The 26,180-nt window shown below is 72.9% G+C and carries 18 protein-coding genes; 4 read left to right on the top strand and 14 right to left on the bottom strand.

What is annotated here, in order from left to right; translation table 11 throughout:
• Positions 1 to 39 precede the first annotated feature (39 nt).
• The 5 genes from V7E45_RS22035 to V7E45_RS22015 all read right to left on the bottom strand — a co-directional run bounded on the left by V7E45_RS22035 (position 40) and on the right by V7E45_RS22015 (position 3,938).
• Complete coding sequence (locus V7E45_RS22035) at positions 40 to 258, bottom strand: hypothetical protein (RefSeq protein WP_333775927.1); 219 nt, start codon at positions 256 to 258, stop codon at positions 40 to 42.
• 138 nt (positions 259 to 396) lie between these two features.
• Positions 397 to 723, bottom strand: coding sequence for a hypothetical protein (locus V7E45_RS22030; protein WP_333775926.1), 327 nt, complete (start codon positions 721 to 723; stop codon positions 397 to 399).
• Positions 720 to 1,088 (bottom strand): WhiB family transcriptional regulator, encoded by a 369-nt coding sequence (locus V7E45_RS22025; RefSeq protein WP_250403421.1) that lies wholly within the window; start codon positions 1,086 to 1,088, stop codon positions 720 to 722. The genes V7E45_RS22030 and V7E45_RS22025 overlap by 4 nt, the downstream gene beginning before the upstream one ends.
• A 172-nt stretch (positions 1,089 to 1,260) precedes the next feature.
• Positions 1,261 to 1,578 carry a hypothetical protein gene (locus V7E45_RS22020; protein ID WP_133920206.1) on the bottom strand — a complete coding sequence of 106 codons (318 nt, stop codon included), beginning with the start codon at positions 1,576 to 1,578 and terminating at the stop codon, positions 1,261 to 1,263.
• A gap of 164 nt (positions 1,579 to 1,742) precedes the next feature.
• Positions 1,743 to 3,938, bottom strand: coding sequence for an ATP-dependent DNA helicase UvrD2 (locus V7E45_RS22015; protein ID WP_333775925.1), 2,196 nt, complete (start codon positions 3,936 to 3,938; stop codon positions 1,743 to 1,745).
• A gap of 228 nt (positions 3,939 to 4,166) precedes the next feature.
• Between V7E45_RS22015 and V7E45_RS22010 the strand changes: the two genes are divergently transcribed.
• Positions 4,167 to 4,409: a mycoredoxin gene (locus V7E45_RS22010; RefSeq protein ID WP_333775924.1), complete on the top strand. Its 243-nt coding sequence runs from the start codon at positions 4,167 to 4,169 to the stop codon at positions 4,407 to 4,409.
• A gap of 102 nt (positions 4,410 to 4,511) precedes the next feature.
• Here V7E45_RS22010 and nudC read toward each other — a convergent pair whose 3' ends face one another.
• From nudC to V7E45_RS21985, 5 genes are all read right to left on the bottom strand, one after another.
• On the bottom strand, positions 4,512 to 5,456 hold the full coding sequence (nudC, locus tag V7E45_RS22005) for an NAD(+) diphosphatase (RefSeq protein ID WP_333775923.1): 945 nt from the start codon (positions 5,454 to 5,456) through the stop codon (positions 4,512 to 4,514).
• Positions 5,457 to 5,614: 158 nt separating this feature from the next.
• Positions 5,615 to 7,018: a dipeptidase gene (locus V7E45_RS22000; protein ID WP_333775922.1), complete on the bottom strand. Its 1,404-nt coding sequence runs from the start codon at positions 7,016 to 7,018 to the stop codon at positions 5,615 to 5,617.
• A 69-nt stretch (positions 7,019 to 7,087) separates the two neighbouring features.
• Positions 7,088 to 10,654 (bottom strand): UvrD-helicase domain-containing protein, encoded by a 3,567-nt coding sequence (locus V7E45_RS21995; RefSeq protein WP_333775921.1) that lies wholly within the window; start codon positions 10,652 to 10,654, stop codon positions 7,088 to 7,090.
• Positions 10,655 to 10,777: 123 nt separating this feature from the next.
• Positions 10,778 to 14,356, bottom strand: coding sequence for an ATP-dependent helicase (locus V7E45_RS21990; RefSeq protein WP_333775920.1), 3,579 nt, complete (start codon positions 14,354 to 14,356; stop codon positions 10,778 to 10,780).
• 266 nt (positions 14,357 to 14,622) lie between these two features.
• Positions 14,623 to 15,105: an MGMT family protein gene (locus V7E45_RS21985; protein ID WP_333775919.1), complete on the bottom strand. Its 483-nt coding sequence runs from the start codon at positions 15,103 to 15,105 to the stop codon at positions 14,623 to 14,625.
• A gap of 185 nt (positions 15,106 to 15,290) precedes the next feature.
• On the opposite strand from V7E45_RS21985, the gene V7E45_RS21980 reads away from it, so the two are divergent.
• The 3 genes from V7E45_RS21980 to V7E45_RS21970 all read left to right on the top strand — a co-directional run bounded on the left by V7E45_RS21980 (position 15,291) and on the right by V7E45_RS21970 (position 21,572).
• Positions 15,291 to 18,230 (top strand): lysylphosphatidylglycerol synthase domain-containing protein, encoded by a 2,940-nt coding sequence (locus V7E45_RS21980; protein WP_333775918.1) that lies wholly within the window; start codon positions 15,291 to 15,293, stop codon positions 18,228 to 18,230.
• 86 nt (positions 18,231 to 18,316) lie between these two features.
• Positions 18,317 to 19,858: an alpha/beta hydrolase gene (locus V7E45_RS21975; protein ID WP_333775917.1), complete on the top strand. Its 1,542-nt coding sequence runs from the start codon at positions 18,317 to 18,319 to the stop codon at positions 19,856 to 19,858.
• 151 nt (positions 19,859 to 20,009) lie between these two features.
• Complete coding sequence (locus tag V7E45_RS21970) at positions 20,010 to 21,572, top strand: alpha/beta hydrolase (protein WP_333775916.1); 1,563 nt, start codon at positions 20,010 to 20,012, stop codon at positions 21,570 to 21,572.
• Positions 21,573 to 21,662: 90 nt separating this feature from the next.
• Here the strand turns inward: V7E45_RS21970 and moeZ are convergent, their stop codons facing one another.
• The 4 genes from moeZ to V7E45_RS21950 all read right to left on the bottom strand — a co-directional run bounded on the left by moeZ (position 21,663) and on the right by V7E45_RS21950 (position 26,017).
• Complete coding sequence (gene moeZ, locus V7E45_RS21965; protein ID WP_333775915.1) at positions 21,663 to 22,841, bottom strand: adenylyltransferase/sulfurtransferase MoeZ; 1,179 nt, start codon at positions 22,839 to 22,841, stop codon at positions 21,663 to 21,665.
• Positions 22,842 to 22,904: 63 nt separating this feature from the next.
• The gene (locus tag V7E45_RS21960) at positions 22,905 to 23,657 is read right to left on the bottom strand and encodes a spherulation-specific family 4 protein (protein WP_333775914.1); all 753 of its coding nucleotides are present in this window, start codon (positions 23,655 to 23,657) and stop codon (positions 22,905 to 22,907) included.
• On the bottom strand, positions 23,645 to 24,604 hold the full coding sequence (locus V7E45_RS21955) for an NAD-dependent epimerase/dehydratase family protein (protein WP_317445270.1): 960 nt from the start codon (positions 24,602 to 24,604) through the stop codon (positions 23,645 to 23,647). The genes V7E45_RS21960 and V7E45_RS21955 overlap by 13 nt, the downstream gene beginning before the upstream one ends.
• Before the next feature lie 216 nt (positions 24,605 to 24,820).
• On the bottom strand, positions 24,821 to 26,017 hold the full coding sequence (locus V7E45_RS21950; RefSeq protein WP_443056130.1) for a hypothetical protein: 1,197 nt from the start codon (positions 26,015 to 26,017) through the stop codon (positions 24,821 to 24,823).
• Between the last annotated feature and the right edge of the window lie 163 nt (positions 26,018 to 26,180).

Below are 26,180 nucleotides of genomic sequence, written 5' to 3'. Positions count from 1 at the left end.
GGGAGGGGGAGGGCCCCGGGAAGCGGCCTCACCGCCGGCTCACCACCAGGCCGAGTCCAGCCGCCCCTCGATGGCCCGGAGGTTCTCCCGGGAGCGGGCGTCGCAGAAGTACAGGCGGGTGCCGTTCTCCACGGAGCAGGTCCACGTGACCGGTGGGGGGACGTCGGCGAAGGCGCCGCAGCGGGCGCACACGAGGCGGCCGGGCTCCGGCTCCGTGCCGGAGCCGCCCTGATCGCTTCCTCCGGGAGGACTCGTCACCCGCCGACGATAACTCCCCGGCCGGGCGATCGCCCTGCACAACGCACCGCGGGGGCCGGTCCGTTCGGTCGGACCGGCCCCCGCGGGGAGTCTTCGCCTCCCCTGGGCCGGGAGGCCACCGCTTCTCAGGCGTGATCGTTACTGCATGACGGCCATGGCGAGCGCGCGGCGGGCGCGCAGCGAGGCGCGCTCCGCCCGGCGCTGCATGCGGCGGGCGGTCACCAGGCGCATGGCCCGGCGTTCCTGCTCGGCCTCGTGCAGACGCTCGTGCATATGCGCACGGGCCAAGGCTTCTGGGATGAGTTGCATCTCTCGGGTCCTGTTCTGACGCGAGTCGGTCGCGCCGCTGGTGGTGCTGAAGTCTGTGATCGCGGAGCCTGCGGGCTCGCTGGTGGACGGCTTCATCGGGGCCTGCTTCTTGGGGTCGTGCGTGAGGGGGCGGTCGATCGTTCCTGCGGTGTTCATGCCGTGACCGGGTTCTTCCGCGGGCGGCCACGGGGCCGCTTGCGGGCGACGACGACGCCCTGGACGAACAGCTCGCCACCCCAGACGCCCCAGGGCTCACGCCGCTCCTTGGCGCCGGCGAGGCAGGCCTCCATCAGCGGGCAGGTGCGGCAGAGGGACTTGGCGTACTCGACGTCGGCCGGCGACTCGGCGAAGAAGACCTCCGGGTCGTAGGAGCGGCAGGGGACGGGTACGCCGAGGTTCTCGATGGCGTCGTCGAGCGCGGTGAGCGCGGTGAGGGGGATCAAGGTGGAGTCCTCCGTGAGGCCGGGCGGGGGGATCGTTCGTGAAGGCGGTACGGACGGGGCGTGCGCTTCGAGTTGCACGGTCGGTTTTCCTCGTCTGGTCGTTCCGGCCGGTTGACCGGGGGCGGCTTGGTACCGGGTTCTTTTCTTGTCCCGAGGCCCCTTCGGTCTGTCGTGCCCGTTGGGGCAAACAGAAGGGCCGCGGATCCCGGGTGGGGTTCCGCGGCCCTGAAGGCGCCGGCCTGATCTTCGATCAGGCTGGATCGCTCCAGGGTTCTGGCCCACGGAAGGCCCACATCAGGTGGTGCTGCGTCGTCTGCTTCCGGAATCCGGCACCGGCCGCGAAGGCATAGGCATGCGCCTGTGCCTCTACCGCTTCCAGTGCCTTGGTCGGTCGCTCATTGCGCTCACGGACGGGAAGACCCGCGAGAGACAGGGAGGACGCCGGACGGACGGCACGAATGCCGGACAGACCGGTGCCCTGGTTCGAGGCGCCGAGCATGCACGTGGAGACGGTCGGGCGATCGGTCATTTTGGCCGCGCTGATGAAGCTGGTGTTGATGCTGATCACTGGACTCGCCTCCTCTCGGCGTCTTGGGGACCGGGGTGAGCCAGTCCGTTCGGATATGCAAGTACAACACGGAATCAGCGCCTTGGAGAAGGCCGCTGTTTCCGTGCCTAGAACCTATGGGGATCGCTGGGGCATGCGCAAACTATTTTTTCGACGAGTTGGCGTCAGTCTTCCTCGTCGTCCTGTGCGACCTCCCGGCCTGCGCAGATGGCCAGAATGTCGGCTCCGTGGCGTTGCAGCTTGCGGCTGAGGACGCCCGGGATGCGGGAGAGCTCGGCGGTGGTGTCGGGCTGGGCTTCCGCGATGGCCATCAGGGTCCGGTCGGTGAAGACGCAGAAGTCCGGTTGCCCGCTTCGTCGTGCCTGGACGGCGCGCCAGGAGCGGAGCCGTTCGTAGAGTCCTTCGTCCATGTCGGAGGGGCAGTCCTCACAGCGCATCAGTTTCATCTCGCCCGCGTCGATGAGGGTGCGGCCGCAGACGCGGCAGCGGGCGGGGGTGCGCTGTCTGCGACGGGGGGCGGCGGCGGCCGGTGCGAGGGTGCCGCGTTCGATGCCTCCGGCGGCCGCGGGGCCGGTACGCCCGGTGGTGGTGGCGGAGCCGGGGCGCAGGCCGTCGAGGAAGGGGCTGGGCCTGCGGTTGGGGCGGCCGCCGGGGGCCCGGGACAGGGACCAGGAGAGATGGAGCCGTTCTCTGGCGCGGGTGACGCCGACGTAGAGAAGGCGGCGTTCTTCTTCGACCTGTTCGGCTGTCTTGGCGTAGGTGATGGGCATCATGCCGTCGGCGACGCCGACGAGGAAGACCACGTCCCATTCCAGGCCCTTGGCGGCGTGCAGGGAGGCGAGGGTGACGCCCTGGACGGTGGGGGCGTGCTGGGCGTTGGCCCGTTCGTCGAGTTCTGCCACGAGGTCGCCGAGGGTGGCTGCGGGGTGGGCGGTGGCGAAGTCGTGGGCGAGGTTGACGAGGGCGGCCAGGGATTCCCAGCGTTCTCTGGCGGCGCCGGAACCGGCGGGGGGTTCGCTCGTCCAGCCTTCTCCGGAGAGCACGGCCCGTACCTGTGAGGGCAGGTCGACGACGTCGTCGAGCAGGGAGTCGTTGCCGCCGAAGCGGGCCGCGCCGCGCAGGGCGATGCCCGCCTTGCGGACTTCGGGGCGGTCGAAGAAGCGTTCGGCGCCGCGGAGCTGGTAGGGGACTCCGGCGTCGGCGAGGGCTTGCTCGTAGGTCTCGGACTGGGAGTTGGTACGGAAGAGGATGGCGATCTCGGCGGCGCGGGTGCCGGCGTCGATGAGTTCGCGGATGCGGCGGGCGGCGCCTTCGGCCTCGGCGGGCTCGTCGGTGTATTCGGTGTAGACGGGGTCGGGGCCGGGAGGTCGCTGGGAGACGAGTTCCAGCCGGTGGTCGGCGGCTCGGCCGCTGGCCTGGGCGAGCAGGCCGTTGGCGAGGCGGACGACCTGGGGGGTGGAGCGGTAGTCGCGGACGAGTTTGACGACGGTGGCGCCGGGGTGGCGGGCGCGGAAGTCGAGGAGGTGGTCGGGCGTTGCTCCGGTGAACGAGTAGATCGTCTGGCTGGCGTCGCCGACCACGCACAGGCTGTCGCGTTCGCCGAGCCACAGTTCGAGGAGTCGCTGCTGGAGGGGGCTGACGTCCTGGTACTCGTCGACGACGAAGTGCTGGTACTGGGCACGTACCTGGTCGGCGATGTCGTGGCGGTCCTGGAGGACGGCGACGGTGAGCAGCAGGACGTCTTCGAAGTCGATGACGGCGCGGTCGCGCTTGAGGTTCTCGTAGGCGGCGTAGAGGTGGGCGATCTCGGCGGGGTCGCGGGGGGTGTCCCGGCCGGCCTTCGCTGCCGCGTACGGGTAGTCGGCGGGGACGGTCTGGGTGACCTTGGCCCATTCGATCTCGGCGGTGGTGTCGCGCAGCTCGCTGCGGTCGAGGCGGAGGTTGCGGGTGGCGGCGGCGTCGGCGACGAGCTGGATCTTGCGGTCGATGAGCCGGGGCATGGAGCCGCCGACCGCTTTCGGCCAGAAGTACTGGAGCTGGCGGAGTGCGGCGGAGTGGAAGGTGCGGGCCTGGACGCCCTGGGCGCCGAGCTGGCGCAGGCGGCCACGCATCTCACCGGCGGCGCGGTTGGTGAAGGTGACGGCGAGGACGGTGGACGGCTGGAGGATTCCGGCGCGTACGCCGTAGGCGATGCGGTGGGTGATGGCGCGGGTCTTGCCGGTGCCCGCTCCGGCCAGGACGCACACGGGGCCGTGCAGCGCGGTGGCGACCTCGCGCTGCTCGGGGTCGAGCCCTTCGAGCACCGCGTCGGCCGAGCCGGGGACCTGCGGGAAGAGGGTGGAGTGCGTCGCTGGTGTCACATGGCCATGCTGCCAGGTCGTCCGGAACTGCTGCGTCGGTTGTCCACAGGCGGGGGCTTGCGATCGTATTATTCGGGGTTCACCTGGGGTGCGCGTCACAGCGGAAGCCGGAAAACCCGTGGCAGGCCCTGCTGGCCGTCGGATACCCCGGGCGGGAATGCGGTGGGGCCGGTCTGTGTTGTGCTGCTCCGTAGAACTTCCCCGAGCTGCCTGAGGAGCGCGAGAGACATGCAGGGCACTGTGACGATGTACAGCACGACTTGGTGTGGCTACTGCCGTCGGCTGAAGAGCCAGATGGAGCGCGAGGGCATCGCGTACACCGAGATCAACATCGAGCAGGACCCGGAGTCCGCCGCTTTCGTGGAGAAGGCCAATGGCGGAAACCAGACGGTCCCGACCGTGCTGTTCGCCGACGGTTCGACGCTGACGAACCCGTCACTGGCCCAGGTGAAGCAGAAGATCGCCGCCTAGGCGGATCGGCCGGAGCTTGCGGGAGAGGCGGCTTCTGGGGCTGGGTGCCCCAGGGGCCGCTCTTTTGTGTCACTTTCCGTGCCCTCTCCCGCCCGCCGCGGCTCAGATGACGCTTCTCGTCGGCAGGGGCCTGCCGTACCACTTCTCGATCAGGCGGGCGGCGATGGAGATGCCGTAGGGGGGCAGGACCTCGCCGGACTCGAAGGCGGCGTGCAGGTCCTCGCGGGAGAACCAGCGGGCCTCGTGGATCTCGTCGCCGTCGACGGTGATCTCGGTGGAGGTGGCGTGGGCCATGAAGCCCAGCATGAGGCTGGAGGGGAAGGGCCAGGGCTGGCTGGCCACGTACTCGACCGGGCCGACGATCACGCCGGCCTCCTCGAAGACCTCGCGGCGCACGGACTGCTCGATGGACTCGCCGGGCTCGACGAAGCCGGCGAGGGTGGAGAAGCGTCCTTCGGGCCAGTGGACCTGGCGGCCGAGCAGGATGCGGTCGTCCTCGTCGGTGACGGCCATGATCACGGCGGGGTCGGTGCGCGGGTAGTGCTCGGCGCCGCACGCCTGGCAGCGGCGAATGTGACCGGCCGCGGCGATGACGGTGCGCTCGCCGCAGCGGGAGCAGAAGCGGTGGGTGCGCTGCCAGTTCTCGAGGCCGACGGCGTGGACCATGAGGCCCGCGTCGCGCGGTGACAGCAGCAGTCCGGCCTCGCGCAGACCGGCGGGGCGCGCGGACTGGTCGATGCGGCCGGGCAGGGCGTCCTTCTGGAGCGCGAAGTAGCTGACGCCCTCGTCGTCGGTGCCGAGGAAGTAGCGGTGGGCCTCGGTGAGCGGCGCCTCGAAGGAGGGGGTCATGACGAGTTCGGTGCGGCCGTCGGGCGTCTCGTCGATGAGTACCTGGCCACCGGAGACCACGAAGCAGCGCGTCGTGGGGTGGCTCCATGCCGCCGCGAGCCAGGCCTCGTCGAGCCGGTGGTGGGCGGCGCGGTCGATGCCGCTCGGGGCGGTCAGCGAGATGGGTCGGTCGGCGGTGTGGTCGGTACGGATGGTCACGGGTGCTTCCAACTCCCCCAGTGGAACGGTTCGTTTGGTCGGGCGGTGCGGCGGGTGGTGGGGCGGCCTGGAGTGCCGCCGGCGGGAGGGGGCGTGCGGGGCGGACGGTTGTCCCGGTGTGCCCCGCGCGTGGTGCCGTCCCGTACGGCGTCTTGCGGTCAGGGGGCGTGGCGCCAGTTCTCGGCGAGGTCGCTCCACAGGTAGGCGCTGGTTTCGACGCCTTTTAGGAGGAGGTCGAGTTCGACCTTCTCGTTCGGGGCGTGCCAGCCGTCGGAGGGGACGGAGATGCCGAGGAAGAGGACGGGGGCGCCGAGGACTTCCTGGAGGTCGGCGGCGGGACCGGAGCCGCCCTCGCGGGTGAAGCGGACCGGGCTCTGGAAGGCGCGGCCCATGGCGCGGGCCACGGACTGGAGCGCGGGGTGGTCGAGCGGGGTCAGGCAGGGGCGGGTGGCGGAGCCGAAGCTGATCTCGTGCGTGATGCCGGCGGGCAGCTGGTCGGCGGCCCAGGCGCGGACGGCCTTCTCGATGTGGTCGGGGTCCTGGCCGGCGACCAGCCGGAAGGACAGCTTGACCATGGCCGAGGAGGGGATGATCGTCTTGCTGCCGGGGCCCTGGTAGCCCCCGCCGATGCCGTTGACCTCGGCGGTCGGACGGGCCCAGACGCGCTCCAGGGTGGTGTGCCCGGCCTCGCCGTGGGTGGCGCGCGACTTGGCGGTGCGCAGCCACTGGCCCTCGTCGAACGGCAGCTCGGCGAACAGCTCGCGTTCGCGGTCGGTCAGCTCGACCATGCCGTCGTAGAAGCCGGGGACGGCCACGCGTGCGTGCTCGTCGTGCAGGGCGGCCACCAGGCGGGCGGCCGCGGTGGCGGGGTTGGGAACGGCGCCGCCGAAGGAGCCGGAGTGGATGTCCTGGTCGGGGCCGTGGAGACGGATCTCGCACTCGGCGAGGCCGCGCATGCCGGTGCAGACGGTCGGGGTGTCCTCGGACCACATGCCGGTGTCGGAGACGATCACGGCGTCGGCGGCGAGCCGGTCCGCGTGCTCCTCGACGAGGGCCCGGAAGTGCGGGGAGCCGGACTCCTCCTCGCCTTCGATCAGCAGCTTCAGGTTGACGGCGGGGGCGGTGCGGCCGGTGGCGGCGAGGTGGGCGCGGATGCCGAGGGTGTGGAAGAACACCTGGCCCTTGTCGTCGGCCGCCCCGCGCGCGTAGAGGCGGTTGCCGCGTACGACGGGCTCGAAGGGGTCGCTGTCCCAGCCGTCCTCGCGGGCGGCGGGCTGGACGTCGTGGTGGCCGTAGACGAGGACGGTGGGTGCCTCGGGGTCGCCGGAGGGCCATTCGGCGTAGACGGCGGGTGCGCCCGGGGTCGGCCAGACCTCGGCGGTGGGGAAGCCGGTCTCCTTGAGCTTGCCGGCGAGCCAGTCGGCGCTGTCGCGTACATCGGGGCCGTGGTCGGGCTGGGCCGACACGGAGGGGATGCGCAGCCAGGCGGTGAGGTCGTCGAGGAAGGCGGCGCGGTGCTGTTCGATGTACGTGCGGACGGCGCTGTCCGGGGTCTGGCTCATGTTCACGAGCCTATCGGCCCGCACCGACATCCTCGGCGGGCGGTTCGTCACACTTGGGAGGCCGATTCGTCACACTTGTGCGCCCTCGTGCGCTGTTCCGGTGCCGCCGGGGGCGTCACCGGTGAGCAGGCGCTCCAAGGCGGCCCGGTCGGGCAGGCCGGTGGGGCGCACGATCTCGCCGCCGCGTACGTAGAGGAAAGCGGCGGTGACCGAGTGGAGCGGGACGCCCTGCTGCTCGGCCCAGGCCAGGCGGTAGACGGCGAGCTGGAGGGGGTCCGCGGCGCGGTTCCGGCTGGTCTTCCAGTCGACGATCTCGTAGGTCGCCGTCGGGCCGTCGTCGCCGTTGCGGTAGACGGCGTCTATCCGACCGCGTACGACCCGGCCGGCGAGCGTGAGCTGGAAGGGTGTCTCGATCCGGTACGGGGTGCGGTGGGCGTACTCGGTACGTTCGAAGGCTTCCTTGAGGGCTTCGAGGTCGCGTTCGTCGGCGATCTCGGCGTCGGTGCCGGGCAGCTCGTCGGGCTCCAGCATGGGCAGCGTCAGTTCCTCGAAGCGTGCCTCCACCCAGGCGTGGAAGCGGGTGCCCCGACGTGCGGCGGGTTGCGGGGGGCGCGGCATGGGGCGCGCGAGTTCCTGCGCGAGCCCGTCCGGGTCCCCGGCGAGACGCATCAGCTGGGTCGCGGTGAGTGTGGCCGGCAGGGGTACGTCGGTGGTGCTCTGCCGGGCGCGCAGCAGCTCGCCGGTGAGGGCGTCGAGGTCGCGGTCCCAGGAGGCGATGGCGCGGGCCTCCTCGGGGGTGAGGGGTGAAGGGAGCCGCGGCGCCGGGCGGGGGACGTGTCCGCCGGCGTGCGCGCTCTCGCCGTCGCGGGGGCGCTCGGCCGGGGAGGGTGCCTGGTGCGGGACGGTCGGGAGGTCGCCCTCGTACGGGTCGTCTCCGTAAGGGGCTTCGCCGTACGCGTCTTCTTCGTACGGCTCGTCGTCGTACGGCTCGTCGTAGGGCGCGTCGTCGTACGGCTCGTCGTGAGGGAAGTCCTCGCCGTAGAGGTCGTCGCCGTCCGTCGGGGCCGGCCAGTCCGGGTCGTCGAACGCGGCCGGGTCGTGGCTGGCGGGCGGGGGGCCGTCCTGGCGGGCCGAGAGGGCGTCGAGGTGGGTGAGGACGGTCTCGGCCGCCGCGCGGCGGCGCGCGAGGGCCGCGTCGTCCAGGGGCAGTGGCCACACCTGGTCGGCGGTGGCCGTGTGCAGGGCCGGGTTCTCCTCGTCCTCGGCGGGCTCGTCGGCCCACGCCTCGATCTCGCCGTACCCGGCGGCGCAGTGGTCGTACAGGGCCTGGAGGAAGTCGGAGGGGCCGCGTGGCTTCTTCTGGCTGGGTCCCCACCAGTGGCCGGAGCCGAGCAGCAGGGAGCGGGGGCGGGTGAAGGTGACGTAGCCGAGGCGGAGCTCCTCGGTGTGCTGGTGCTCCTTCATGGCCTCGTGGAAGGCCTTCATGCCGCGGGAGTCCCAGGAGGCGATGTCGGGCAGGGTGGCGGTGTCGCCGCGCAGGGCGTGCGGCAGCACCTTGGCCTGCGCGGTCCACTTCTCGCGGCCCTGGGCGCTCGGGAAGGTGCCGTTCACCAGGCCGGGGACGGCGACCACGTCCCATTCCAGCCCCTTGGACTTGTGCGCGGTGAGCACCTTGACGGTGTTCTCGCCGCCTGGCAGGGCGTTGTCGAGGCCCTTCTCGTACTGGGCGGCGGTGCGCAGGAAGCCGAGGAACGCCAGCAGGGTGGCCTCGCCGTCGCCGGCCGCGAAGGAGGCGGCGATGTCGAGGAAGTTGGACAGCGTCTCGCGGCGGCGGGCGGCGAGCGCGTGCGGGGATGCCGACAGCTCCACTTCGAGGCCGGTGACGGCGAGGACGCGGTGCAGGACGTCCATCAGCGGGTCGGCCAGGGAGCGGCGCAGGTCGCGCAGCTCGGCGGCGAGGCGGGCGAAGCGTACGCGCGCGTCCGGGGAGAACGGCAGCCCGTCGTCGTCACCGGCGTCGTCGTTCAGGGGTGATTCCAGGAACGTGTCGAGGGCGTCCGCGAGCGAGATCGCCTCGGACGGGTCGACTCCTTCGACGGCCTCGGCGAGCCGGCGGTCGGGGTCCTCGGTGTCGTCCACGCGCGCGTGGGCGACCAGCAGGCGGGCGCGGCGGCCGAGCAGGGCGAGGTCGCGAGGGCCGACGCGCCAGCGCGGGCCGGTCAGCAGGCGGACGAGGGAGGCGTTGGCCCCGGGGTCCTGGAGGATTTCGCAGACGGCGACGAGGTCGGCGATCTCGGGCAGGTGGAGCAGCCCGGAGAGGCCGACGACCTCGACGGGGATGTCACGCGCGACGAGCGCGCCCTGGATCTCGGCGAAGTCGGTGGCCGTGCGGCACAGGACGGCGATCTCGGCGGGGGCGGTGCCGGTGCGCACGAGGTGGGCGAGGGAGTCGGCGATCCAGTCGATCTCCTCGGCGTGGGTGGGCAGCAGGGCGCAGCGGACCATGCCGTCGCGTTCGGCACCGGGTGCGGGGCGCAGGGCCTCCACGCCGGCGTGCATGGCGCGCAGCGGCTCGGCGAGGCCGTTGGCGAGGTCGAGGAGGCGGCCGCCGCTGCGGCGGTTCTCGCTGAGCGACTGCCGGGTGGCCGGCCGGCCGTCGGCGCGGGCGAAGTGGTCGGGGAAGTCGTCCAGGTTGGCGACGGAGGCGCCGCGCCATCCGTAGATGGCCTGGCAGGGGTCGCCGACGGCGGTGACCGGGTGGCCGGTGCCGCCGCCGAACAGGCCGGAGAGCAGGACGCGCTGGGCGACGGAGGTGTCCTGGTACTCGTCCAGGAGCACCACGCGGAACTCCTCGCGCATCTGCCTGCCCACTTCGGGCACGCCGGCGAGGCGGGCGGACAGGGCGATCTGGTCGCCGAAGTCGAGCAGGTCGCGTTGACGTTTGGCGGTCCGGTAGCGCTCGACGAGGTCGGTGAGTTCGCGGCGGGCGGCGGCGGTGTCGGGGACCTTGCGCAGGTCGGCGTTGGTGAGTGTGGTGCTCTCCAGCGCGTGCAGCAGGTCCGCGTCCCAGGCGCGCAGCCGCGCGGGGTCCACGAGGTGTTCGGCGAGTTCGGAGTCGAGGGCGAGCAGGTCGCTGACGAGGTCGGCGAAGGAGCGGGTCAGTGCCGGGTAGGGGCCGGGGGCCTCGCGCAGGACGCGGGCGGCGAGCTGGTAGCGGGTGGCGTCGGCGAGGAGCCGGGAGGTGGGTTCGAGACCGATGCGCAGGCCGTGGTCGGTCAGCAGTCGGCCGGCGAAGGCGTGGTACGTGGAGATGACCGGCTCGCCGGGCGGGTTGTCCGGGTCGATGACGTCGGGGTCCGTGACGCCGGCTCTGATCAGTGCCTTGCGGACGCGTTCGGCGAGTTCACCGGCCGCCTTGTTGGTGAAGGTCAGGCCGAGGACCTGTTCGGGGGCGACCTGCCCGGTGCCGACCAGCCAGACGACCCGGGCGGCCATGACGGTGGTCTTGCCCGACCCGGCTCCGGCCACGATGACCTGCGGGGCGGGCGGCGCGATGATGCAGGCCGTCTGCTCCGGGGTGAAGGGGATGCCGAGGAGCTCTTTGAGCTGCTCGGGGTCGCTGATACGGGCGGGCATGTCGTCACAGGCTAGTGGCGGGCACTGACAGTCGGGCACGGTTCGACCGGCCGGGGCGGCAGATGCGCAGGTCAGCGCGGGTGGTGCGGTACGTCACGCTGCCGGTGGGCGTCGGTGGGCGGGTCACTCGACCACGTGTCGGCCCTCGGGTCGCGCGCTGCAGGAGGCGCGGAACGCGCAGTGGGTGCAGTGCTGGCCGGTGGTGGGCGTGAACCGTTCGTCGAGGACCTTTCCGGCGGCGGTGGCCAGCAGCTCGCCGACCCACTCCCCCGCCGGCGGCTCCTGGGTCTGCACCTTGGGCAGGCTCTCGCCGCCGTCCCGCTTGGCCGCGCCCTGTCTGAGGTGGACGAGTTCGGCGCCGCCGGGCTCGGGGCGTGCGCCGTCGAAGGCGGTGTCGACGGCGCCTTCGCGTACGGCGAGCTGGTAGACGGCGAGCTGGGGGTGCCGGCCCACTTCGGCGGCGCTGGGCGCCTGCTTGCCGGTCTTGAAGTCGACGACGTAGGCGCGGCCCTCGGCGTCGGCCTCGACGCGGTCCATCTGGCCGCGGACGCGGACCTGGTAGTCGCCCGCTTCGAGGGTGATGTCGAAGTCCTGTTCGCTGGCCACCGGGGTGCGGCCGGTGCGGTTCAGGACGTGCCAGTTCAGGAAGCGTTCGAGCGCCACGCGCGCGTTGTCCTTCTCCTGCGCCGACTTCCAGGGCGCGTCGAAGGCGAGCGCGTTCCACACCGAGTCCAGGCGTTCCATCAGCACGTCGAGGTCGGCGGGGGTGCGGCCGGAGGCGACCTCGTCGGCGAGGACGTGGACGACGTTGCCGAAGCCCTGGGCGGTGGTGGCGGGGGCGTCGGCCTTGACCTCCCGGCCCAGGAACCACTGCAGGGAGCACGTGTTGGCGAGCTGGTCGAGGGCGCTGCCGGAGAGCACGACGGGCTGGTCGCGGTGGCGCAGCGGCACCTTGCTCTCGGTCGGCTCGAACATGCCCCACCAGCGGTAGGGGTGCGCGGACGGCACCAGGGGGCGGCCGTCCTCGTCCGCGAGCGCGGCGAGTCTCGCCAGGCGGCGGGCGGCGGCCTCGCGCAGCCGGTCCGAGGCGCTCGGGTCGACGGTGGTGGCGCGCAGTTCGGCGACGAGCGCGGCCACGGACAGCGGGCGTCGGGGACGGCCGGTGACGTCCCGGGGCTCGACGCCCAGCTCGGTCAGGAAACGGGACGGCTGGTCGCCGTCGTCGGCCGGTGCCTTCACGGCGGTGACGACGAGGCGCTCCCGCGCGCGCGTGGCGGCGACGTAGAACAGGCGGCGTTCCTCGGCGAGCAGCGCGCCGGGGGTGAGGGGCTCGGCCAGGCCGTCGCGGCCGATGCGGTCCGCCTCCAGCAGGGAGCCGCGGCGGCGCAGGTCGGGCCACAGGCCCTCCTGGACGCCGGCGACGACGACCAGCCGCCACTCCAGGCCCTTGGAGCGGTGCGCGGTCATCAGGCGGACGGCGTCGGGGCGGACGGCACGGCGGGTGAGGGTGTCGGCGGCGATGTCCTGGGCCTCGATCTCCTCCAGGAAGTTCAGGGCGCCGCGACCGCCGGTGCGCTCCTCCGCGCGCGCGGCCGTGGCGAACAGGGCGCACACCGCGTCCAGGTCGCGGTCCGCGTTGCGGCCGGCCGCGCCGCCGCGCCGGGCGGCCCGCTCCAGGCGCGCGGGCCAGGGTGTGCCCTCCCACAGGTCCCACAGCGCCTCCTCCGCCGTGCCGCCGCCGGCGAGGCGCTCGCGGGCCTTGCGCAGCAGCGCGCCGAGGCGTTGTGCCCCGCGCGCGTAGGCCGGGTCGTGCGTCACCAGGCGCTCGGGCTCGGCGAGGGCCTGGGCGAGGAGTTCGTCGGAGGGCGGCGGCAGCGGGTTACCGGCGGCCCGCTCCTCCTCGCGCAGGGCGCGTCCGAGGCGGCGCAGGTCGGCGGTGTCCATGCCGGCGAGGGGGGAGGCGAGCAGGGTGAGTGCGGTCTCCGCGTCGAGCCAGCGTGCGGGGGCGCCGGTCGGCTCGTCGGCGGAGGGCTGCGGGTCGGAGGGTGTGTCGGCGCCGGTGTCGGGGCGGGTTCCGGCGGCCGGTGGCCGCTCGGCGTCGCCGGGTTCGGCCGATACACCTGCGTCGGCGGAAGCGCCTGAGTCGCCGGAGTCATCGGAATCGCCGACGGTCTCACCCGGGCCGCCGGGCAGCCCGAGGGCATCCGGCACGGAATCCCCGGTGCCGCGCGCGTCGCCCTGGTGCCCGGAGGGATCCGCCGCCTGCCGCTCCGCCGTGCCGGTCGCCGTCCGGGCCGGTCGCCGGGCGGCTTCGGCCGTGGCGACGACTCGGAGGGCCGTCAGCAGGGGCGCTACCGCCGGCTCGTGGCGCAGGGGCAGGTCGTCGCCGTCGATGTCCAGGGGGACGCCCGCCGCGGTGAGCGCGCGGCGCAGCGTCGGGATGCTGCGGGAGCCGGCACGGACGAGGACGGCCATGTCGTTCCAGGCGACGCCGTCCTCCAGGTGGGCGCGGCGCAGGATGTCGGCGACGTTGTCCAGTTCCGTACCGGACGTCGGGTACGTGTAGACCTCGACGCGGCCGCCGTCCCGTACGGGGGCCGGCTCGCGGTGGGCGCGGACCTTGTCGGCGGGCAGCCGGGGCAGCGGCATGCGCTGGGTGATCAGGCGGGTGGCGGACAGCAGGGCGGCGCCTGAGCGGCGGGAGGTGCGCAGCACCTCGACGGGGGCCGGGCGGCCGTCCGCGCGCGGGAAGACGGCCGGGAACTCGAGGATGCCGTTCACGTCGGCGCCCCGGAACGTGTAGATCGACTGGTCGGGGTCGCCGAGGGCGACCAGGGTGCGTCCGTCGCCGGCCAGGGCGCGCAGGAGACGTACCTGGGCGGGGTCGGTTTCCTGGTACTCGTCGACGTACACCGCGTCGTACTGGCCGGCGAGCCGGGCCGCGACCTCGGGGCGCTGGGCGAGCAGCACCGCGCGGTGGACCAGTTCGGCGTAGTCGATGACGCCCTGGAGGTCGAGGACGTCAAGGTATTCGGCCAGGAAAGCGGCGGCGGCGCGCCAGTCGGGGCGGCCGATGCGGTGGGCGAAGGCGTCCAGGGCCCCGGGGCCGAGGCCCAGCTCTCGGCTGCGGGCGAGGACGGCGCGGACCTCGTCGGCGAAGCCGCGCGTGGTCAGGCAGGCGCGCAGTTCGTCCGGCCAGCGCACGGAGGTGAGGCCGAGCCGCTCCAGGTCGGGCTGCCCGGCCAGCAGTTCCCGGACCGCGACGTCCTGCTCGGGCCCGGACAGCAGGCGCAGCGGCTCCGTGAACAGGCCGCTGTCCTGGTGGGCGCGGACCAGGGCGTAGCAGTACGAGTGGAAGGTGGTGGCCCGGGGGGCACGGGCCGCGCCGATGCGCAGGGCCATGCGGTCGCGCAGGTCGACGGCGGCCTTGCGGCTGAAGGTCAGCACGAGGATGCGCTGCGGGTCACCGCCGGCGGCCACGCGCGCGGCGACGGACTCAACCAGGGTGGTGGTCTTACCGGTGCCGGGACCTGCGAGCACGAGAAGTGGTCCGGCCTCGTGGTCAACCACGGCACGCTGTGCCGCGTCCAGAGGAGGGGGGTCCACCTCGGGCGGCGGGGTACGGACGAGTCGGTAAGCGCCACGGCTGCCCTGCCGCACCGGGGGGTGCGGCAGGCGCCTGGTGGAGAAAGAGGAGCTCACGTGGTTCGCCGGTCCTGGTGGTTGTGCTGGTGGGCAGGCGGTCACGCGTGCGAGGCGGTGGCCGCGGGGTGAGGGGGGCACGTGCAGCCGACGCTACGCCGCCGCACCGGACGGAAGCAGAGCTTCCGATTCTTCCCTCGCGGCCCTCGTGCCCCCCGCGTCACGTGAGTCCCTCACCTCACGAACGTACGTCATGCCACGGAAGTCCCCGGTGTCCCTCGTACGGGCCACAGGCTCCCCTCCCCGGCACGCGATGGCGGAAGCTGTCAGGTGTGACCCTCCACACCCGCGTCGCCGTCCCATCGGGCCCGTCTCATGTCGAGGCGCGGCACATGGCCCTCGGCGCTCCTTGCCGCCTCCTTCAGGGGCGTGCCCTCCGCGCGGTAGTGGGCGAGGGCGCGCAGCTCGTGGCCGGGCAGCAACACCCCGTCGGCGCGCACCACGCGCCACCACGGGACGGCACTCCCGTAGAGGGACATCACCCGGCCGACCTGGCGTGGTCCCACGCGTCGTCTCCCGCCGGCCGGCGCCCCCTGCCGGCCACGCGCGCCGGTCTCATGGGTCTGGCCGGTCTCGTCGATCCCCTCGGTCTCGTCGGTCTCGCCGTCGAGCCACTCGGCGACGTCGCCGTACGTCATGACGTGCCCGGGCGGGATCCGCTCGGCGACCTCCAGGACCCGCTCGGCGTACTCCGGCAACGCGTCCGCGTACCCCTCGCGGGTGTCCTCGGCAGGGCTCTGCTCGCTCATTCGCCCCATCCTGCCGCACCCCACCGACAACGGGACGGCGAAGAGGCGCCAGGGCCACTCGCCCTCGGGCGGTGCTTCCGGCAGACTGTCCGCCCGCGCATCCGCACCCTGATGCCCCCGCGGTCCGGTGGGGCATGCCACCATCGTGCGGGCGGTGACCGGTGATACGAGACCAAGAAGAGACCATGAAGCAGCAGGGCGTGCACCCCGAAGGCGCGGAGGGCACCCCTGACGTTCCCGCGCGTCCCGGCGCCGCCCGCTCGGGCCGGGACGACACCGGCGCGGCGGACGGGAACAGCAGCCGCGCACCGCAGGAGAACGGCGAGAACGGCTCCCGCGCGACAGGCGCGGACGCCACCGGGGGCACGGGCCCGGGGGAATCCGGGGACGGGAGCCGTAACGGCTCCGGTGGCCGGGGCCAGGACGATGCCAGGGCCGCGGGTCAGGACGCCGACGCGCACGAGGACGGCGGTGCGCCCGAGGGCGACGGCTCGTCCACGGACAGCGGCGCCGCCGAGGAGCACGGTGACGATCAGCACCCGGACGCGGTGGAGGGCGACGAACCGCTGCTCCCCGCGCGCGTGCACCGCCCCTCCGACCTCATGCGGCTGCTCGTCGGCGTCCTCGCCATCGTCGTGCTGCTGGCGATCGCCGCGTTCGCGCACGGCACCACCTCGGGCCTCGAACAGGACATCAACAAGGGCACCGGGCAGGCGCCCGACCTGCTGATCAAGATCGCGGGACTGGCGTCCAGCATCGCGATCCTCCTGGTGCCGGTCGCCTTCGCGATCGAACGGCTGATCAAACGGGACGGGCTGCGGATCGCCGACGGCGTCCTGGCGGCCGTCCTCGCGCACGGGGTGACCCTCGCCACCGACCTGTGGGTCGCCCGGGCCGCCCCGGACTCCATCCAGGAGGCGCTCACCCAGCCCTCACCGGGCGACATCCACGCCCTGACCGACCCGGTCCACGGCTATCTCGCGCCGGTCATCGCGTACATGACGGCCGTCGGCATGTCCCGCAGACCCCGATGGCGTGCGGTGCTGTGGATCGTGCTGATGCTCGACGCGTTCTCGATGCTGGTCACGGGCTACACGACACCGTTCTCGATCATCCTGACGGTGCTGATCGGCTGGACCGTCGCCTACGGCACCCTGTACGCGGTCGGCTCGCCCAACGTGCGCCCCACCGGGCAGACCCTCATGGCGGGCCTCAGGCACGTCGGTTTCCACCCCGTCTCCGCCGCCCGCGAGGAGACGGTGGAGACGGAGAACGGCGACCGGGGCCGGCGCTACTTCGTCACCCTGGAGGACGGCCCACCGCTCGACGTCACGGTGGTCGACCGGGAGCAGCAGGCCCAGGGCTTCTTCTACCGGGCCTGGCGCAACCTGACTCTGCGCGGCTTCGCGACCCGCTCAAGTCTCCAGTCGCTGCGCCAGGCGCTCGAGCAGGAGGCGCTGCTGGCGTACGCGGCGATCGCGGCCGGGGCCAACGCGCCCAAGCTGATCGCCACCTCCGAACTCGGTCCGGACGCGGTGATGCTCGTCTACGAGCACACCGGCGGCCGTACGCTGGACTCGCTGGCGGACGAGGAGATCACCGACGAGCTGCTGCGCAACACCTGGCACCAGGCGCGGGCGCTGCAGTCGCGGCGCATCGCGCACCGCAGGCTGGCCGGTGACGCGATCCTGGTGGATCGTTCCGGCAGGGTGATCCTCACCGAACTGCGCGGCGGCGAGATCGCGGCCGGTGATCTGCTGTTGCGCATGGACGTCGCCCAGCTGGTCACCACCCTCGGCCTGCGGGTGGGCGCCGAGCGGGCCGTGGCCTCCGCCGTCGGTGTGCTCGGCCCGGACGTCGTCGCCGACTGCCTGCCGATGCTGCAGCCCATCGCGCTGACGCGCTCCACGCGCGGGACGCTGCGCCGGCTGGGCCGGGAGCGCGCACAGCGCGAGCGCGAGGCGGTACTGGAAGCCTCCCGGCAGGCCAAGCAGGCCCGTCTCGACGAGGCCTCCGAGACGGGCCCGGTGCTGGAGAAGCCCGACAAGAAGACGGTCCGTGCCGAGCAGCGGGCCGAGAAGCGGGCCCTGGACGAGGCTCTCGACGAGGCCCGCGAGGAGGACCTGCTCACCCAGATCCGGCACCAGGTGCTGCGGATCAGGCCCCAGGCGCCGGTGGAACCGGCCCGTCTGGAGCGGGTGCGGCCGCGCACGCTCATCAGCTTCATCGCCGGCGCGATCGGCGCGTACTACCTGCTGACGCAGCTCACGCACATCCAGTTCGGCACGCTGTTCTCGCAGGCCCAGTGGGGCTGGGTGGCCGCCGCCGTGCTGTTCTCCGCCCTCAGTTACGTGGCCGCCGCCATGGCGCTGCTGGGGTTCGTGCCGGAGCGGGTGCCGTTCCCGCGGACCGTGGGGGCTCAGGTCGCCGGGTCCTTCGTGAAGATCGTGGCGCCCGCCGCGGTCGGCGGTGTCGCCCTGAACACGCGCTTCCTGCAACGACAGGGGGTGCGCCCGGGGCTCGCGGTGGCGAGCGTCGGCGCGTCGCAGTTGTTCGGTCTGGGCTGCCACATCCTGATGCTGCTGTCCTTCGGCTACCTGACCGGCACCGAGAAGACGCCGTCGCTGTCGCCGTCCCGCACGGTCATCGCCGGTCTGCTGACGGTGGCGGTACTGGTCCTCGTGGTGACCTCCGTGCCGTTCCTGCGGAAGTTCGTCGTCACGCGCGTGAGGTCGCTGTTCGCCGGTGTCGTGCCGCGCATGCTCGACGTGCTCCAGCGGCCGCAGAAGCTGGTCACGGGCATCGGCGGCATGCTGCTGCTGACGGCCTGCTTCGTGATGTGCCTGGACGCCTCGATCCGCGCGTTCGGCGACGGCTCGACCTCGCTGAGCATCGCCAGCGTCGCCGTCGTCTTCCTCGCCGGGAACGCGCTCGGCTCCGCGGCACCCACCCCGGGCGGCGTGGGCGCGGTCGAGGCGAGCCTCACGCTCGGTCTGATCGCCGTCGGCCTCCCCAAGGAGGTGGCCGCACCGGCCGTCCTGCTGTTCCGGCTGCTGACGCTGTGGCTGCCGGTGCTGCCGGGCTGGCTCGCCTTCAACCAGCTCACCCGTCGAGGCGCCCTGTAGCCGGGCCCTCATAGGCCGGTCGCGGGCCGTACCTCCAACGGCCCGCGTCCCGCGCGCCTCGGCGCGGGCGGCGTGAGGATGGGTGCATGGCCAACCGATCCCGGCTGAGTGCCGTCGCTCTCACCACCAGCGCCGTCCTGCTGGCCGCTCTGTCGGCCGGCTGCGGCGGTGGCGCCAAGCCGGGGGATCTGACGGCACAGAAGCTGGACTGGAAGGACTGCCCGGTCCCCTCCCCGGCCGAGGGCGGCGGCGGCTCCCCCTCCCCGCTGCCCAGCGGCGCCAAGTGGCAGTGCGCCACCATGAAGGCGCCCCTCGACTGGAGCAAGCCCAAGGGCGACACCATCGACATCGCCCTGATCCGCGCGAAGGCGACCGGGGACCCCAGCCGGCGGATCGGCTCGCTCGTGTTCAACTTCGGCGGCCCCGGCGGCAGCGGCGTCAGCACACTGCCCGCCTTCGGCGCGGACTACGCCACCCTGAACACCCGCTACGACCTCGTCAGCTTCGACCCGCGCGGAGTGGGCCGCAGCGCGCCCGTGGAGTGCGAGAGCGACGCCCAGCTCGACTCGTACTTCCAGCAGGACGCGACACCCGACAACAGCGCCGAGCAGACCCAACTGGTCGACCGGACCAAGCAGTTCAACGCCGCGTGCGAGAAGAACAGCCGGAAGATCCTGCCGCACGTGCGCACCACCGACGCGGCCCGTGACATGGACCTGATGCGCCAGGTGCTCGGCGACGACAAGCTGCACTACTTCGGCATCTCGTACGGCACCGAGCTGGGCGGCGTCTACGCCCACCTGTTCCCCAAGCACGTCGGCAGGGCCGTGTTCGACGCCGTCGTCGACCCCACCGAGGACCCGGAGCAGAGCGCGCTCGGACAGACCAAGGGCTTCCAGCTCGCCCTCGACAACTTCGCGAAGGAGTGCACGGCGAAGGGCGACTGCCCGATCGGCGACACCCCGCAGGAGGTCAAGGACCGCATCGCCAAACTCCTCGACGACCTCGAGAAGAAACCGATCCCCGGGGTCTTCCCGCGCCAGCTGACCCAGACCGCCGCCACCAACGGCATCGCGCAGTCCCTGTACTCCAAGGACTTCTGGGAGTACCTGACCGAAGGGCTCCAGCAGGCGTACGAGGGCGACGGCAAGATCCTCATGCTGCTGTCCGACTCGATGAACGGGCGCAGCGAGGACGGCGAGTACAGCAACATCACCGCCGCCAACGTCGCCATCAACTGCTCCGACGAGAAGCCGCGGTACACCACGGACGACGTCCGGCGGAAGCTGCCCGAGTTCCGTGCCGCCTCGCCGGTGTTCGGCACCTACATGGCCTGGGGCATGCTCGGCTGCACCGACTGGGCGGTGCCCGGCGCCGCCGACCACCCCGACGTCAGCGCCCCCGGATCGGCGCCGATCCTCGTCGTCGGCAACACCGGCGACCCCGCCACCCCGTACGAGGGGGCGAAGAAGATGGTGGACGCGCTCGGAAAGGGCGTCGCCGTCGAGCTGACGTACAAGGGGCAGGGGCACGGGTCGTACGACAGCAAGAACAAGTGCGTGCAGAGTGCGGTGAACGACTACCTGCTGGACGGGAAGGTGCCGAAGTCCGGCACGGTCTGCTCCTAGGCCCCACGACGCCCGATACCCCTAGCTCCGCAGGAACCCACAGGTCAGAGGGTTATCCACAGGCCGCAACGGGGTGGGCCGGCTCCGCCTACCATGGCGTCAACGCCCGCCGCGGCACGACGCGGAGGGCCTGCGAGGGGGGTGCGTGCGCATGTCGCGTTTCCTGCGGTGGACGGCAGCCGTCGCCGCGGCGCTGCTGGTGGCCGGGTGTGGCGGCTCTTCGGGCGGCGGCCACGACGAGGGCAAGGGGACGGCCGGGGAGACGGGTCCGTCGGGCAAGCACACGCGGAGCGGACCGGCGTCCACGCCACCGACACTCCCCTCCTCCCTCACCTCGCAGCGGCCCGACTGGCACACCTGCAAGGCCACCGGGGACTCCACGGCGCCCGGCGACGCGTGGCGGTGCGCCACCCTGAGAGTGCCGCTGGACTGGTCGAAGCCGGACGGCACGACGATCGGCCTCGCCCTCATGCGCTCCCGGGCGACCGGAAGCAGGCGGATCGGCTCGCTGCTGTTCAACTTCGGCGGCCCCGGCGGCTCGGGCCTGTCGACGATGCCGTACTACGCGGCCACCGTCCCCAAGCTGCACGAACGCTACGACCTCGTGAGCTGGGACCCGCGCGGGGTCGGCGCAAGCGAGGGCGTGCGCTGCCGCGGCGACCGGGCCATGGAAAAGGCCGAGCAGGTGGACGCCACCCCGGACACCCCGGCCGAGGAGCGGGCCTACCTGCGGGACGCGGCGGATTTCGGCCAAGGATGCCGGAAGGCCGCCGGCGCGCTGCTGGCGCACGTCTCCACCACCGACACCGCACGCGACATGGACCTCATGCGACAGGTGCTCGGCGACCGGACGCTGCACTACTTCGGCATCTCCTACGGCACCGAACTCGGCGGTGTGTACGCCCACCTGTTCCCCCAGCGGGTCGGCCGGCTGATCCTCGACGCGGTGGTCGACCCGACCGCGGACGCGGTGGGCCACGCCGAGAACCAGACCCGCGGCTTCCAACGGGCCCTGGACGACTACCTGAAGTCCACCGGGCAGGACCCGCGGCGGGGCTCACGGAAGATAGCGGACCTGCTCCGGCGCCTCGACGCCGAGCCGCTGCGCACGTCGTCCGGACGCGGACTGACCCAGACGCTCGCGGTCACCGGCATCGTCGTGCCGCTGTACACCAAGGCCGCCTGGCCGCGGCTGACCAGCGCGCTGGACTCGGCGGAGAAGGGGGACGGTTCCCAACTGCTGGCGCTCGCGGACCAGTACGACGAGCGGGACTCCTCGGGCCACTACGGCACGACGAGCCACGCCCAGCGGGTCATATCGTGCCTGGACGACAGGCAGCGGCCCAGCCCCGCGGAGACGAAGAGACTGCTGCCGGAGTTCGAGCGGATATCGCCGGTCTTCGGTGACTTTCTCGGCTGGGACACCGCCGGCTGGTGCCACGACTGGCCGGTCCCCGGCCAGTACGACACCCCCGAGGTCAGCGCCCCGGGCGCGGCCCCCATCCTGCTGGTCGGCAACACCGGTGACCCGGCGACCCCGTACGAGGGCGCCCGCAGGATGGCCGACGAACTCGGCAAGGGCGTCGGCGTCGAACTCACCTGGAAGGGCGAGGGACACGGGGCCTACGGCAGCGGCAGCGACTGCGTGGACAACACGGTGAACGCCTACCTGCTGGAGGGAAGGCCCCCCAAGGACGGCACGGTCTGCGCCTGACGGCAGCCCCCTGGGACGACCGAAGCCCACGGCCGCTGAGGTCATCAGTGCCGTGGGCTTCGTCGGCCTCGCCGGTGGCGAGACCCGTGATCAGTAGACCGGCTTGTTCGGTTCGATCTGGTTGACCCAGCCGATGACGCCACCGCCGACGTGGACGGCGTCGGAGAAGCCCGCGGACTTCAGGACCGCGAGGACTTCCGCACTGCGGACACCCGTCTTGCAGTGCAGGACGATCTTCTTGTCCTGCGGGAGACCCTGGAGGGCGGTGCCCATGAGGAACTCGTTCTTCGGGATCAGGCGGGCGCCCGGGATGGAGACGATCTCGTACTCGTTCGGCTCGCGGACGTCGATGATCTCGATGTTCTCGCCTTCGTCGATCCACTCCTTGAGCTGCTTGGGAGTGATCGTCGAGTCGGCGGCCGCCGCCTGGGCCTCCTCGGACACGACGCCGCAGAAGGCCTCGTAGTCGATGAGCTCGGTGACGGTCGGGTTCTCGCCGCAGACCGCGCAGTCGGGGTCCTTGCGGACCTTGACCTGGCGGTAGGTCATCTCCAGGGCGTCGTAGACCATCAGGCGGCCGACCAGCGGCTCGCCGATGCCCGCGAGGAGCTTGATGGCCTCGTTGACCTGGATGGAGCCGATGGACGCGCACAGCACGCCCAGGACGCCGCCCTCGGCGCAGGAGGGGACCATGCCCGGGGGCGGGGGCTCCGGGTAGAGGCAGCGGTAGCAGGGGCCGTGCTCGGACCAGAAGACCGAGGCCTGGCCGTCGAAGCGGTAGATCGAACCCCAGACGTACGGCTTGTTCAGCAGCACGCACGCGTCGTTGACCAGGTAGCGGGTCGCGAAGTTGTCCGTGCCGTCTACGATCAGGTCGTACTGGCTGAAGATGTCCATCACGTTGTCGGCTTCCAGCCGCTCCTCGTGCAGGACCACGTTCACGTACGGGTTGATGCCCTTGACGGTGTCGCGCGCGGACTCGGCCTTGGAGCGGCCGATGTCGGACTGGCTGTGGATGATCTGGCGCTGCAGGTTCGACTCGTCGACCTCGTCGAACTCCACGATGCCGAGCGTGCCCACGCCCGCGGCGGCCATGTACATCAGCGCCGGCGAGCCCAGGCCGCCGGCGCCCACGCAGAGCACCTTGGCGTTCTTCAGCCGCTTCTGCCCGTCCATCCCCACGTCGGGGATGATCAGGTGGCGGGAGTACCGGCGGACCTCGTCTACGGTGAGCTCAGAAGCTGGCTCGACCAGGGGTGGCAGCGACACGGGGACTCCGTTGGTCGGTCAAACAGTACGGTTGTTCTCCCCGTAACACTGCCACGGCCTTTTTCATTCCGAGACACCCGTCCCGATACGCGAGACGATCTCGTCCCAGTAGCCGGGCATCGTCTCCCAGGGGTCCACCCGGCCGCCCCCGTCGGTGCGGTCCGTGAAGTAGATCGTGCCCGCTCCCTGCCAGCGCGCGACGCGCAGTGCCTCGTCCAGGTGGCCGCGGGGCACACCGTGCACGAAGTGGCAGAAGCGGTCGGGCGGGTAGTCGGCGGTCCACTCCGCGACCTGGGAGAAGCGGTAGCGGGACCAGGGGCCGCGGAAGGTGACCAGTTGGTCGGCGTTCTCGGCATAGCCAGGGTACGGGTGGCTGTCGTGGCCGAGGACGATGTGCGGGGTGCCACCGGTCGCCCGCAGCAGCTTGATCGCGCGGCGGACCTCGGGCAGCGCCTCCCGCCCGCCCGGGCTGCGGTCCAGCAGGAAGCCGTCGACCCGGTACCAGTCCAGGTGGCGCTGCGCGTCGGCGAGCAGGTCGCCGCGGGCGCGGGCGCCGTGGGTGAGGTCCAGGTGGCCGAGGACACGGACGCCCGCGTTGCGCAACCGGCCGGCGGCCTCCAGGCAGTGCGGGTCGGGGCGGGTACCGGGCCCGGCGGCGACGTTGAGCACGACCCAGTCCAGCGGGGTGCCGGGACGGGCGAGTTCGGCCCATTGGGCGGGGGCCACCAGCGGGTGCGCGTAGCCGGGGACGCCGAGGGCGGTGCGGACGCCGGTGCCGGTGGTGTCCGCTGCTGTGGTGCTGGTCAGATGCGGCATGCCGCCTCCATCCAGATGTCGGCGAGGGATTCTTCGAGGTTGATCCGGGGCCGCCAGCCGAGCCGGTCGCGTGCGGTGCGCACATCGGCCTGCTGCCAGCTGCCGCAGCCGTCCGGGTAGGGGAAGGCGACCGGGGACGCGTGGTCGGGGTCGGTGCGCGGGTGGCCGATGGCGCTGCGCAGCGGTCCGGGGGGCGCGTCGAGTTCGTGGAGGGCGCCGCCGTAGCCGGCGACCCTGGCCAGGACGGCGGCGGCGTCGCGGAGGCGGACGGCGCGGCCGGAGCCGATGTTGATGACGCCCTGGGCGGCGGAGAGTGAGGCGGCGTGCACGGCGCGGGCGACGTCGCGGACGTCGACGAAGTCACGCTGGACGCCGAGGCCGCCGAGCTTCAGTTCGCCGTCGCCGGACTGCATGGCGCGGCGCATGGCCTCGGCGAGCCGGCCGAGCGGGGAGCCGGCCGGGGTGCCGGGTCCGGCGGGTGAGAAGACGCGCAGGACGACGGCGTCGAGGCCGGAGCCGAGGACCAGTTCGGTGGCCGCGAGCTTGCTGACGCCGTAGGGCCCGCCGGGGCGGGGCACGGCGTCCTCGGCCGTGGAGGAGCCGGGCTGGCTGGGGCCGTACTCCGAGCCGCATCCGATCTGCACCAGGCGGGCGCCGCAGCCGCTGCGGCGCAGGGCCTCGCAGACGGTGGCGACGGCGACGGTGTTGTGCCGGGTGAGTTCGCGGGCGCCGCCGCGGGTGGCGCCCGCGCAGTTGACGACGACCCCGGGGTGGACCGCGTCCAGGAACCGGGTGAGCGCTCCGGGGCTGCCGGTGGCGAGGTCGAAGCGGACGTCGGCGTCGTCGCCCCGGCCGAGCGCGGTGAGCTGGACGGCGGGGTCGGCGAGCAGGCGGTCGGCGACGAAGCGGCCGATGTATCCGTTGGCTCCGATCAGCAGGACCCTCATCGGGCGGCTCCCGGGGTGTGCGCTGCGGCTGCTCCCAAGGCTCCGGACGTTCCGGGCGCTCCGGGCGCTCCGGGCGCTCCAGGTCGGGAGGTGGTCATCTGGTCTTCTCCTTCGAAGGGGTGAGGCGGTTGCCTCCGGCGGTGGGCCGGGCTCCCGGGTGCTGCCACGCGCCCGGGGCGGGTGGTGGCCGGCTCGGTCCGTCCGGTGGCGGAAGGTTCACTCGGGTGCTCCCGCGGGCGCGTGGGCCGAGGCCCGGGTGAGCGTGCGCAGAGCGTGCACCAGCAGCGTCAGGGCCGCCGCCGCGCAGGCCGGCGTGGGGACGGCGGCCGCGCCCCAGGCGCCTTCCAGGGCGCGGACGGGGGCCGCCAGGACGGCGCAGCCGGGCAGCCGGGCGGCGAGGACCAGGGCCAGGGCCACGGTCTCGGCGACCGCCGCGGCGCCGAGGGCAAGGGCGGGTGCGTGCCGGTGCTGGTGCACGACGAGCAGGCGGGCGAGCAGGAGCAGCGCGCCCAGGGTGAGGCCCTGCGGGTAGGCGGCGCTCTGGTGCAGGACGGTGCCGCACAGGGCGAGCAGGCCGGTGAGGGCACCGAGGAACAGGACGAACGTGCCGGTCAGCAAGGGGCGGGCGGCGGCCGTGAAGTCTTCGAGGCCCCGGCTTCCGGCGAGTTTGCGCCGGGCTCCGGCGGTGAGCAGGTGGGCGCACCAGGCGGCCGGGGCGCAGGCCAGGGCGAGCGCCAGGGCGGGCGCGGTGGTCACCGGCCAGGGGCCGTCGGGGGCGCCGGTGGGCGGGGCGGCGGGCCCGCCCGCGATGAGGGCGCGCAGGAGGCCGTCGCCGAGCAGGGCGTACCCGAGCAGCCAGAGGGTGCACAGACGGGTGCCGGGTGCGGTGCGCCAGGAGGGTGTGCCGGACGCGGCGGCGAGGGGGCCGCGGCGCAGGGCTACGCGGACGGCGAGGGCGACGGCGAGGAGTCCGCCGAGGGCGACCGGCGTGCGGAGCTGGCCGTGGGTGAGGCGCAGTCCGGTCACGAGGGCCGTGGCGAGCGCACCGGGCAGGAGGGTGAGCAGGACCCAGCCGATCCGGACGGGTGGCAGGCGCGGCGGCTCGGGCCGGGGCCGGGGGGCACCGTCGCGGGGCACGCGCGCGTACAGCTCCTCGGCGAGCGAGAAGACGTCGCGGTGCCGGAAGCGGGCGGCGGTGCGGTCGGTGACCCCTTGCGCCTCGAGTCCGGCGGCGATCTCCAGGGGGTCGACGGCCCGCTCGCACAGGTCCCGGTGGTGGTGCAGCAGGGTCTTCACGGGGTCGCCCGCGCCGCGCCGCAGGGGCTTTCTGCGTCCCTTCCGCGGCTCGGAACCGGCTCCGGGTCGGATCTCGGCGTCGGGGACGGACTCCCGCCGGGTCTCGGCGCCGGACACGGACCCGAACGTGCTTGCCGCCGCCGGCGCTCCGGACGCGTGCACGGTCTCGCCCGCGAACACGTCCCCGGGGACGGATGCGGCCCCCGGTAAGGCCCCGGCTCCGGTTCCGTGCGGGCCGCCGGCTCCGGACACGCCCCCGCCCCCTGGCAGAGAGCCCACC

Source organism: Streptomyces sp. IBSBF 3136, from assembly GCF_036815105.1.
Lineage (GTDB): Bacteria > Actinomycetota > Actinomycetes > Streptomycetales > Streptomycetaceae > Streptomyces.
The sequence above is the reverse complement of the archived record's forward strand: the minus strand, read 5'-3'. Positions and strand labels throughout refer to the sequence as shown.